Annotated in this window: 6 protein-coding genes; 1 reads left to right on the top strand and 5 read right to left on the bottom strand. The window is 42.1% G+C overall.

Annotated features, from left to right (window positions below; translation table 11 throughout):
* Positions 1-586: 586 nt before the first annotated feature.
* A complete protein-coding gene (locus Q0954_RS30435; RefSeq protein ID WP_299464533.1) occupies positions 587-1,036 on the top strand; it encodes a hypothetical protein in 450 nt (149 codons plus the stop codon).
* Between the two features lie 233 nt (positions 1,037-1,269).
* Here the strand turns inward: Q0954_RS30435 and Q0954_RS30430 are convergent, their stop codons facing one another.
* The 5 genes from Q0954_RS30430 to Q0954_RS30410 all read right to left on the bottom strand — a co-directional run bounded on the left by Q0954_RS30430 (position 1,270) and on the right by Q0954_RS30410 (position 11,352).
* Complete coding sequence (locus Q0954_RS30430) at positions 1,270-2,748, bottom strand: aminotransferase class V-fold PLP-dependent enzyme (protein WP_299464530.1); 1,479 nt, start codon at positions 2,746-2,748, stop codon at positions 1,270-1,272.
* A gap of 173 nt (positions 2,749-2,921) precedes the next feature.
* Positions 2,922-3,770, bottom strand: a complete 849-nt coding sequence (locus Q0954_RS30425; protein WP_299464527.1) for an alpha/beta hydrolase-fold protein — start codon at positions 3,768-3,770, stop codon at positions 2,922-2,924.
* Between the two features lie 109 nt (positions 3,771-3,879).
* A complete protein-coding gene (locus Q0954_RS30420) occupies positions 3,880-6,414 on the bottom strand; it encodes a tetratricopeptide repeat protein (RefSeq protein ID WP_299464525.1) in 2,535 nt (844 codons plus the stop codon).
* Positions 6,415-6,512: 98 nt separating this feature from the next.
* The gene (locus tag Q0954_RS30415) at positions 6,513-8,750 is read right to left on the bottom strand and encodes a TonB-dependent receptor (RefSeq protein ID WP_299464522.1); all 2,238 of its coding nucleotides are present in this window, start codon (positions 8,748-8,750) and stop codon (positions 6,513-6,515) included.
* Positions 8,751-9,147: 397 nt separating this feature from the next.
* A complete protein-coding gene (locus tag Q0954_RS30410; RefSeq protein ID WP_299464519.1) occupies positions 9,148-11,352 on the bottom strand; it encodes a 7TM diverse intracellular signaling domain-containing protein in 2,205 nt (734 codons plus the stop codon).
* Between the last annotated feature and the right edge of the window lie 177 nt (positions 11,353-11,529).

Here is an 11,529-nt window from a genome sequence, read left to right as displayed (position 1 = left end):
CCAGACTTTCTCTCCAACAACAAACTCGGAGGGGAAGTCAAAAGACTTCTATTCATCAATAGTGTCAAGTCGCCCGGTGGGAAGACTTGACACAGCGGGGGGAAGTCTCCAGACTTTCTCTCCAACAACAAACTCGGAGGGGAAGTCAAAAGACTTCTATTCCCAATAGTGTCAAGTCGCCCGGTGGGAAGACTTGACACAGCGGGGGTCATTAATAATCACCGCACTTAAAAGTTTGAATACAGGGAAGTCTCCAGACTTTCTCTCCAACAACAAACTCGGAGGAGAAGTCAGAAGACTTCTATTCATCAATAGTGTTAAGGCGCCCTGCGGGAAGACTTAACACAGCGGGGAAGACACAAACCGAGGCGAAAAAATAGTTAAAATAGCTACTACAGCATCTAAGGACTTGAGGCTGTAGTAGCTATCGCCTAAATACTATGGACTATTGATGGCAAAACCGCAGATAATTATGTATCTTACCCATTTTATAATATAAACTAAAACCCTCAAAGCCATCGATTCTTCTATCACACATATCAGACCCCGGTTTAAGCTAATAGTACCTTGCCACCATCAAGAGATAATGGATAAGGTAGAACTATTGCTCGAAAATACGCCTGCCAATATGAAAGGAATAAAAGCCAACGACTTGATTATACTAAACATAGTGGGCGAAGATGTTCATTATTGGTCGCCCCAGCTCAATTTGAGAATAGAGCCCGACGAAGACGACGACCAACAAACCAAGGTATCAGGGCTGATTGGTCCCCGTCCTGCCGTTTGGACTTTGTTTATGTTTATCTATTTTGCGGTGGGCACCCTGGGGCTTTTCATCTCTTCTTTTGCTTTTTCAAAAATATTGATGGGAGGGAGCTCCAACCTAATCGCTGTATTTCCTCTGACCATTGTGTTTTTATTGACCGCTTATGGGGTGGGCAAGTATGGAGAGAAATTAGCCAAAGATCAAGTAGAGATTCTGAAAGACTTTGTAAGGGAGGTGGTAGATGAGCAAAAGTCTACGGTCGATAGCTGATTGTTGGCAACAAAAAACATGATTGGTAGTCTAGTACCTCAACCTCTAAATACCTGATACATTATTTTGGCGATATTCGCACCCTGACTTTACTTAAAAAATATCGCGTAGCTATGGCTATGCTCAATTTTTGAAGTTCGTCAGAGAACAAATCTCATCCAAAATAAATAGTGCATTTACTTAGAGGATAAGGTACTAGTTGGACTACCAATCATTGATGCTCAATTCCTTCATTACAAAACCTCAGCTTCTACAGCGGCAAAGTTAGCCATTAATGCCTCTACCATTGCCTCTTTCAATTGATTATCAGCGGCAATGCTTTGCGCGCTCAAGCCATTTAACTTTGCCTCAAAACCGTAGTCCTGGCACCATTGCTCGTGGTGTTTTGCCAATTGTTCAATGCCATCGGCAATAAACACCACCTCGTCGTTGGTCATGGTAGGGTGCAGCGAGATGCGTATCCATCCGGGCTTATTCGAAAAATCTCCCCGATCGATCATGTCGGTAATTTTTTGCGATTGTTGAGGGTCTACATTGAGCAAATAATGCCCATAAGTACCCGCACAAGAGCAACCTCCCCGCGACTGAATCCCAAATTTATCGTTGAGCAGTTTCACACCTGAATTATAATGCAAGCCATCGATATAAAAAGACAATATCGCCAAACGGTTGCGGTGCTGCGAAGCAAGGATGTGTACATTAGGAATAGGTGCTACCTTGTCCCACAACAACTCAAGCAACTCGTGCTCGCGCTTAAGTATATTTTCTACCCCCATCTCTTGCTTGAGCGTAATACACATCGCGGTTTTTATTGTCTGCAAAAAGGCTGGAGTTCCTCCGTCTTCGCGGGCTTCTATGTTGTCTATATACTTGTGTTTGCCCCAAGGGTTGGTCCAATCTACGGTGCCCCCTCCGGGGTTATCAGGAACACGTTGTTGGTACAAGCGACGGCTAAAAATGAGTACTCCCGCCGAACCCGGCCCCCCCAGGAATTTATGTGGAGAAAAAAACACGGCGTCCAGGTGGGCACCTTCTTTGGCAGGGTGCATGTCAATGGCTACATAGGGCGCCGAACAAGCAAAGTCGACAAAACAGTAGCCCCCTGCGCGGTGCATTTTTTTGGCAATTTGATGGTAAGGGGTCATAATGCCTGTTACGTTCGAGCAAGCTGTTACCGAGGCAATTTTGAGCGGGCGTTCGTGGTACTTTTCGAGTAGTTTATCTAAATGGTGGAGGTCTACTAGCCCTTCTGCTGTAGGTTGAATAATCTCCACTATCACCAAGGTCTCCAGCCAACTGGTATGGTTCGAGTGGTGCTCCATGTGGGTAATAAAAACCACCGGGCGTTGATCTTTGGGGGGCGTCTCGCGGTATTTTAGACCTAAAATGCGCTGAAGCTTGTTTACCAGACGAGTCATGCCTGAGGTAGCAGTAATGATCAAGTCATCTTCGTTGGCGTTGACATGTTTTTTAATAATCCTTTGAGCTTCGTGGTAGGCGTGGGTCATAGCCATACCCGTGGTGCTGGTTTCGGTATGCGTATTGGCAACCAAGGGCATCAGTTGCCGTTGAATACGGTTTTCTATAGGGGCATAGTTTCGTCCACTGGCAGTCCAATCGGCATATACTACTTTTTTGGTGCCTTCCTGAGTGGCTATTTGGGCGTTTATACCTATAATGCCCTGCCTAAATTTGCTGAAGTAATTCTCCATAACGGTTGTTGTATAATATGATACCTTTAAAAGGTCTCCTATGAGCAGATATGTACTATTTTGTGATACAAAGTAAATGCAAGCATTCACTTTTGCAAAACAGTTTTTCGGAGGATAAAGATAACTAATTATTCGACAGATTTGTGTATGGCAAACTATGCTTGCTTTACTATTTATTTAGGGTACAATAGCTCAAACGCCCGGTATACCGCCTTGTGTAAGATAGTGGTGTGGTCTTCGGTAAGAATGGGCTCATAAAACAAAGTGAGGTGCTTGTTGCCCGATTGCCTGATGGCCTCGGTCAATTGGTTGGCTACTTTGTGCATGGTTTTGTGCTCTTTGCCCAGCGATATAAATATCTTTTTCTTGAGAGCAGCCTGGGTTTTAAAGTATTCAGCAGCTTCTTTCACCAGCGACTCTTCGTCCCACCACAGCGAAGGGCTCACAATGATGTAGTTGTTGAACAAATGAGGTTTTTTTAGCAAAAATTCGGTAGCAACCAGCCCCCCCAACGATTGCCCAATAATGGTGTGGTGCCCATTGGTTTTATACTGGGTGTTTATCAGTGGGAGTACTTCGTTTTCTACAAATGCCATAAACTTTGCTGAGCCACCACAAGTAGGAATCCGTTTTTTGTACTTTTGGTAAAGGGTAGGATGGGTAAAGTCCCGGTAACGATCTACATTGGCTATGCCTACTACTATAGACTTGGGCAACAAGTTATACATCTGCATAAACTGGGCTAACCCGGCAATATGAGGAAAGTCTTCGTCTGCCGACCCATCGAGCACATAAATGGTAGGGTAGGAGTCTGCCGATTCAGAGTTGTAGCCCTGAGGCAGGTATATATTCAATATCCTTTTTTCGTCCAGCTCTTTAGAGTCTGTCTCCTCTATCAAGGCGAAAGGCATCAATTTTTTTGCCTTGTTGTATCTTTTATCCATGTGGTTTTGGGCTTGCAGGGGGTGGCTGGTCATAGCCAAAAAAAGCAGTGCAACAAACCACAATATTACTGTTTTCATTTCTTTTTACAAACTGAATGGTTCAATGCCCAATAATAGCTTTAAGAAATAGACACTTTTAAGTATTATTTGCCAACTACCCCAGCAATTTGCGAATGGTCTGTTTTTGTTAGAGCTTTATTCCCATCAAGGTTACATCATCGCGTTGCTCAGCATCTTGTTGGTGGTCGACCAAGGCTTGCACCAGTATTCTTTGTTGTTCTTTCAATGGCTTGTCTTGATGCTTTTTGATCAACTCATACATCCCAACAAAAGAAAAACTTTTACGCTGAGGGTTTGGCGTATCGGCATACCCATCACTGCTCAGGTACAACTTATCGCCGCGTTTCAAGCGTAATTCCCGGTTATTAAAAATTCGGGCTTTGTTGTGTTGCCAGCCCCCAATGCCTGTACGGTCGCCTTTGATGAGCTCTGGTTGTCCTTGGTGGCTGTATATCAAAGGTCGTTTGGCGCCAGCAAAAGTCACCAACACTTCTTCATTTTCCTGGTAATCTATCCGGCAAAAACAAATATCCATTCCGTCCGAATTGTCAGATTGCTTTTGTTTCAGTGTTTTTTCCACCCCGGTATGTATGCGTGTCAGTATTTGAGCAGGCTCGATGCATTGATTTTTATTGACAATATCGTTGAGCAACGAAAAGCCTATCATAGACATAAAAGCGCCTGGTACCCCGTGCCCGGTACAATCTACTACCGCCACAAACAAGTGTTGGCGGTGTTGGCTCACCCAGTAAAAATCGCCCGATACCACATCTTTAGGCTGAAATATCACAAAATGCCCGGCAAACATTTGCCCCATTTTTTCCTCAAACGGCAAAATGGCCTGTTGTATGGTTTGTGCATACCTGATGCTTGCCATAATCTTGTCGTTTTGGCTCGATAGCTTTTTGTTACTATTGGCAATAAAATCTCGTTGAGACAAAATCTCTTCGTGGTTTTGCATCAACTCTTCATTTTGGGTGGCAATCTCTTCTTTTCTTATTTGCAACAGCTTGTTTTGCGACTCAATCTGGTCATTTTGTTTGGCTAATTTTTTGTTTGCCCGGCGCGACATAATAAACCCTGCCAATACCAGAAGAATGACCACACTTAGCAAAATACCAATGCCTATATACAGTTGCTCCTGAGCTTTGCGTTTGTTTTGTTCGCTCTGCAGCTTATGTTTTTCGTTTTGTAGCTTTAGCTCTTGCAACGCCTTATTTTTATTCAGCAATTCATTCTCTTTCTGAATCTCTTTTTCTTTCAGTTCTTTTTGTTTAATCGCCAGTTTCTGTAGTTTGTCTTGTTGCTGGAGCAAGGCAATTTTTTGGGCTTGTTTTTCTTTATTGAGTTGTTGTTGGGTCAGCAACAGGCTTTGCTCTGCTTTTTGCCGTTCCAATTCTTCCTTTTGTAGTTTGGCTTTTTGCAAGGCCTTGCTTTGCTGTAACAACTCCCGGTCTCTTCTCAATAGTTGGTTTTCTTTGGCTTTTTTGTCCTTTTCGAGCATTACTTTTTTCAAGGCAAGCTCCTGTACCTCTTTGTCTACCAATAACAGCCTTAACTTATTCTCAGTACTATCTATCTCTGCCTGCCTTTTGCGCAAAGCATTTTGCCTTATACGCTCTTGTTGCATCTGTTGGTCTTTAATGGCGGCATATAGCTTAAAGTACTTCAATGCCCGACCGTTGTTTCCTTTTTTTTGGTAAATAAACGACAACACATCATAGCTAATCACCAACGAATGTAGGTTGTTTGCCTGTTCGCCTAGCTTTACCGCTTTGGTAGTATAGTAGCGCGCATCTTCGAGATTGTTCATCGCCAAAAAAACCGCTGCAATATAATTGTATAACTCCGCCGTTTTTGCTTGGTTGTTTTGCCTTTCCCTTATTTTTACTGCTTTCGCAAACGTAGCAAGTGATTGATCATTGTTGCCCAAAATCTGATAAATAATCCCTTGATTACTCAAAATTGTACACACATTTTCAAGGTCATTTTGCTTGCGGTAATACGTCAATGCTTCGTCAAAAGATTGCAGTGATTTGCGTAACTGCCGGGTAAACTTATAAAAATACCCAATGCTATTGGCAGCTTCAGCCACTCCAGTAGGGTTATTGGCAGCTTTTTGCAGTTCTTTTATTCTCAAACTATATTCTAGTGCCTTGGTGTATTTCTTTTGAGTTTTATAAATATCTATAATACGGGTAAGAATGGAGATTTGCCTCGATAGGTTGTTATTTGCCCGATAAGTATCCAGCGATTTATGGTAATAAGTAAGGGCTTGAGTATAGTTTTTAAGCTGTAGGTGTACATAGCCTATTTTATTCGACAAAGGGGTAGAAGGGTTTGTTTGATAAGCGTTTTGGTAGTAACGCAACGCACGCTCGTTTACTCCCCATTGCTCATAAAGTGCCCCTATTTCATAATTGATGGAAGACAGCGTTTGTTGATTGCCTGTTCGGTCGTAGCTTTGGTATGCCTGAATGTAATAGTCTAACGAAGTAGCATATTGCTGTTTTGCTTTGTACGATCGTGCTTTTTGAAGCAAAGCTTGCGCTTCGGTTTCCTGCGCATGTACTTGTCCAGCCAACAATACTATCAATCCAACGCTCCACAAAATAGTGAAACGCAAAAGCTTTGCTGCCATCCCTTGATAATCTATTGTCATGCGAAATAATATAGCTACAATGTACTCAATCGTTCGAATCGTTTTTTATTTAAGATATAGGTTTTATTTGGTAAAAAAAAGTATTTGAAAAAGACAAACTACAGTTTTATACTCACTTCAGCCAAAAAGAAACGCCCAGGATTGGGAATCAACGAGTTATAAAACCCATTGCTTCTTTGCGAAAAATTATCGCCACTATCGGCTGCATGTACGCCTGGTTGCAGAAAGTGATGGTTAAACACATTATTTACTTTGACCGAAAGCGTGACTTGGTCGATGTTGTAAGATATATTGGTATTAAAAATAGCATGGGGTGCCAAGGTGTGCCCCCTTACATTGAGGGCGTTTCTGGTATATAAACTACGTTCGCCTACCATATTGCTCCTTAGGTTGAGCCCCAGCCGCTCGGTTAACATCAAGTGTATGCCCAGGTTCAACTTATGGTTGGCTATGTCGCCCAGCGGAGTGTTGCCGTTTTGCCATTGTTGGGTGTTGTGGTCAAACCTAATGCTACTCATTACATCACTAAAAGTATAATAAAGGTATCCCTTGAGCCCTTTGCAAAACCCTAAAAAATTGGGCAATACATAGGTAAGCTTATACTCCAGCCCGATTACTTTCCGGTCTCCAGCGTTTTCAGCTTCTTCTTTGATCACGTTTTGGTAGTGGGCATGGTACAGCGATAGCTCCTGCAACAAACCCGCCACCTTGTGGGTAACACCTGCCTCAAGACTACGTACTTTTTCGGGTTTTAGGTCAGGGTTGGCAAGCCGGCCGCTCCAGCCTCCCCATAACAACATAGGAGCTGGCTCTTGAAAAGCTTCCCCGTAGTTAAGTTTGAGGGCAAGGTTACTCACTGGGCGGTAAATCACCGAAATCCGGGGATTGACTACCTTGCCATATACCGAGTTATAGTCAAAGCGAATGCCTGTGTTGAACCTGAGCTTGCCCAAATCATAAATGCCCAGTAAATAGCCACCTACATCATGGGTCACTATTCTGTTACTGTTAGGAGTCACCCTTACCGGGGCAGGGGGGCGGTAATAGGTGCTATCGGTACTATAAGCAATGCCTGCTCCTGCACCATAAGGTCCTTCGTTGTCAAAGGTGATGCTACTAAACACTCCCTCCCAATAACCAGGTACATCATACGACTTGGTCAGGTGCTTAAGCTGGTATTTCACTCCAGTAAGTAACTGTAGATTTTTCCCAGGCGAATAATTCCAGTCACTGGTAAACAACCAGCTGTCGTTAAAGGTGTTCCATTGGGTGTAACTAACAAAAGAATATTGGGGGGCGTTCGCATCTGCTACAGCTTCAGCCCAATCGCCCCATATCCGCTGGTGTTTGTATAATAACAGCGACCTTACCGTTAGGTTTTGAGCCTTTTGTGTATGCTCCAGGTAGTATTGGTTCGAGTTGCTGCTCCATCCCGCATTGTTTTGTCCCTTGTCGGCGTTAAATTGCGCCCCAAATCCATCGGTAGTGTTCCAGTTGATGATGCCCAACTCCCAGTTTTTATAGTTAAACTTATTTACCGACCCCCAGTTGCTGGTAGGGTTATAGTAAGTACCCAGTTTGCGCCCCCGCTTGGATGTAATATCGAGCAAAGGACCCCACGCGTTACGGTTGCCATACCAACGATTAGACAAATACCCCCAACGGCCGGACAAATCTTCTTCGTCGCTGTAAAAAAAACGAAATCCGCTGCTGTAACTCACTTGTCCTACTTTTCCTCTTAAGTGTACGTCTGCCCCTTTAGTGTTAAAACTCCCCCCATGAATACTGGCCTCCAGGCGGTTGCGCTCAAGTTGTTGTTGTTTTTTGGTTACTATGTTGATAATACCCAAAAAAGCATTGGCCCCATATACCGCCGATGCTGGCCCGTACAACACCTCTACTCTGTCTATAGCCTTGATGGGGTATTGCTTGCTGAGGTAGGCACCATGGGTCCACATGTGATTGTCTACCTTGCCATTTACCATAATAAGTGTGCGCTGTGTATAAGGTGTGCGATAACCCCGTTGGTAAGCGTTGATTTGCCCAAAACCACCAGAACTGTTAATAATATCAAACCCAGGCAAATCGCTGATGATCTCATCTATGCCCAGGTAGCCACGTTGCCTAATGTCTTCAGCAGTAATAATAACCGTAGATGCAGGAGTTTCAAGTACCGATTCTTTGATACCAGAAGCAAGCGACGTAGAAGAACGGATGTCTTGCACTGATAGTTTATAAAGTGAGCGTGAGTAACTGAACAGGGTATCTTCTTGAGCTGTTGCACTAAAAAAACAACTATGGAGTACAGTTAATAATAAGCAAATTTGTTTTTTCATAGTTTATGCTAATCAAGCCATAGTGGTTTTTATAGATTTTCAAATGTCTTCAGGCAAAAACAGTTAAAACCCTGTTTTGACATTCAGCAGGACAAAGCAACCCAAATTAGGCATAAGTGAGTTATAAAACCTTAAAAACTTTCAAATACAGGTACTTGAAAGAAACTATGTGACTTTTGTTATTGATTTTTCTGAGAAGATAAGCTTATTGTGGAAGAGAGCAGTAAGTTGGTTAACAAAGGGTGGTTGTGTGATTTTGCGACTCGTTGCCACAAAAACCTTGCAATATAGTTACGAAAAAGTAGCCACTACGGTTGAACGTTTTTTCAGATATGAGGCTCTAAGAAGAAGTTTTTTTCGTTTTTAACCTTTTAAACTGCCTGATCACAGAGATAGTCTACCTTTTTGGGTAAGATAGCATTTGTATACCTACCATCAAGATATCATCTCTTTGTTCACTTTCTTGCATATGTGACAATAGCTCTTCTTCAAATAATATACATTGAGTCGACAAAGAAAGGTGTATGCAAGACTGTAAGAGCTCAATAAACCTTCGCTTACCAAGTTTTTTGCGTTGTGGGTTGTTCTGGTCTACATAACCATCGCTCGACAAATAAATAATGCTGCCTGCGGGGAGGTGTAAATATTGGTTAGCAAACGAAATATCTTGACGTTGTATTCCTCCTATAGCTTTTGGCGTTCCTTTGAGCTCTACGATGCCACCCTTTTGTGCGTGCCAATAATAAAGTGGTCGTTTGGCACCAGCAAACGTGAGGAGGGAGCGTGTATTATCTACGTTTTCAATCAAACATAGCCCTATATCCATGCCATTACGATCATTAGATATTTTTTGACGCAATGCCTGCTGTACTTTAGCATGTAATATTTCCAGTACTTGCCCTGGTTGGTATATATTGTTTACTTTGATAATATGGTCTAGTAAAATATGACCTATCATGCTCATAAAGGCCCCTGGTACCCCATGCCCAGTACAATCAGCTATGGCTACAAATACTTTGTTATTTATCGTCTCCACCCAATAGAAGTCGCCTGATACTACATCTTTGGGACGGTTTAATACAAAACAATCAGCGAATATGCCTTTTATTCGCTGATCAAAAGGCAACATTGCCTCTTGTATTTTTTGAGCAGCCTTTATACTCTGGTCGATATGTTTTTGCTTATATACCAATACCTGATTTTGTTCTTCTATCATTTCTTGCTGCACCAGTAACTCTTCTTGTACATGTAGCAAAGCCGTATGTTGAATGGTGATTTCCTGTTTTGCACTTTCTAACTGATGGGTGCGCTCCTTTACTTTTTGTTCTAGGGTAGCCTTTTGCGAAATAATTAGTTCTTGATTTTCCTGTTGCTTTTCTAGTGCTTGTTGTTGGGCTATGTATCGCTCTTTTTTTATAAGGTTGATCTTATGACCCAGCGCAAACGAAAAAAATACTGCTTCAAGTGCCAGACCTATTTGAGGCGCTGCCAGCAAAAATGGGTGGTGAGAAGTAATGATACCCAGTAATAAAAGGGCTTTTATCATACCGCCTGCCACATAAAACCCCCAGGCTAACAAATAATAGCGTGCAGTCGTTACCCCTCGACTATATAAGTAAATGGCATAACCCAATAAGATCAGGGAAGTGAACAATGAGCAAAGGATAGAAAAACGGGCATTTGAATGCCAAAAATTCACTAACAAACAACCTAGTAGTCCTAGGGTTACCCACCTAAATATTCGATGCATATTGGGGGTATGTAGGTGGGTATTTAGTAACTTTTGTGCAAACAATATGTTGACAATCATTAGCAACCAAAGAATTTTACTGTTATGATACCACCAGAAATACTCGTTAGGAAGCACATATAAATAATACCCACTACTAATAGAAAACAACAATAGGCTTAGCAACTCCAATATTACATAAAGCAGGTACAGGCTTTCTTTGAGTACCAAAAGCATAAAAAAATTATACACAATCATGACGATGATCATTCCGTAAATCAATGCATTGAAAGCAACCGTATGAATGGCTTGATTTTGAAAATAAGTTGCCTTGTACACTTGAAAATGAAGCTGAGCTGCCGAACGATTGGTTTTGAGGCATACATATACTGCAAGCGTATCGGGCTTGCCTCTTATTTCCAGAGGAAAGGCATTGGCCGGGTAATGGATGCTTCGGTTATAAAAAGTACTTTGACCAATCTGCGTATGCATGCTTTTCCAAACATATACTGAGTCTGACCATTGGGGATAAAAAACGACTACCTTTGGAATATTGCCTGGTAGCTCTAAGACCACTTTATCCGAAAGTTGAAGCGTTTTTAGGTAAATTTTAACCCAATGTGTGCCACTAGAATATCCTAGATTAAACCGACGAGGGTGGATAAACTGTTGCTGATAACGAGGGGTAAGTATTTGTTGCAGAGTAATACTATCGTTTGGAGCGCTAAAACAGTACATTTGATGCAGTGATAAGGTAGTTTTATCGACATTGAATGAAGTTTTTTGGGGTGTTTCATTAGATTGTGCCTGTGACCACATTGCCCAAGTAATGAATAGAATACTCAAAAAAAAATTGCCTGATACAATATACATGGTGCTAATAGTTATTGAAGATTGTTATACAGACCCTATCAATATGAGGGCAATCAGAAGAAGAAATATTTGCTGGAAAAGCAAGCCTTATTTACAAAATAGGTAACTAATCAGTGTATGTGCCAACCTGATATTTAGCAATCCTGGATAAGGCTTCTAACACGTTTAAGCCATTTT

The organism is uncultured Microscilla sp. (assembly GCF_947493425.1).
In the GTDB taxonomy this organism is placed as follows: domain Bacteria; phylum Bacteroidota; class Bacteroidia; order Cytophagales; family Microscillaceae; genus Microscilla.
Note: the sequence above shows the minus strand (reverse complement) of the source record. Positions and strands in the feature narration are given on the sequence as shown.

What these genes read in the sequence shown, in the direction of transcription:
- Q0954_RS30425 (WP_299464527.1), bottom strand. Translation starts at nt 3,770, where the DNA reads ATGAAAACAGTAATATTGTGGTTTGTTGCACTGCTTTTTTTGGCTATG.
- Q0954_RS30435 (WP_299464533.1), top strand. Translation starts at nt 587, where the DNA reads ATGGATAAGGTAGAACTATTGCTCGAAAATACGCCTGCCAATATGAAA.
- Q0954_RS30415 (WP_299464522.1), bottom strand. Translation starts at nt 8,750, where the DNA reads ATGAAAAAACAAATTTGCTTATTATTAACTGTACTCCATAGTTGTTTT.
- Q0954_RS30430 (WP_299464530.1), bottom strand. Translation starts at nt 2,748, where the DNA reads ATGGAGAATTACTTCAGCAAATTTAGGCAGGGCATTATAGGTATAAAC.
- Q0954_RS30420 (WP_299464525.1), bottom strand. Translation starts at nt 6,414, where the DNA reads ATGACAATAGATTATCAAGGGATGGCAGCAAAGCTTTTGCGTTTCACT.
- Q0954_RS30410 (WP_299464519.1), bottom strand. Translation starts at nt 11,352, where the DNA reads ATGTATATTGTATCAGGCAATTTTTTTTTGAGTATTCTATTCATTACT.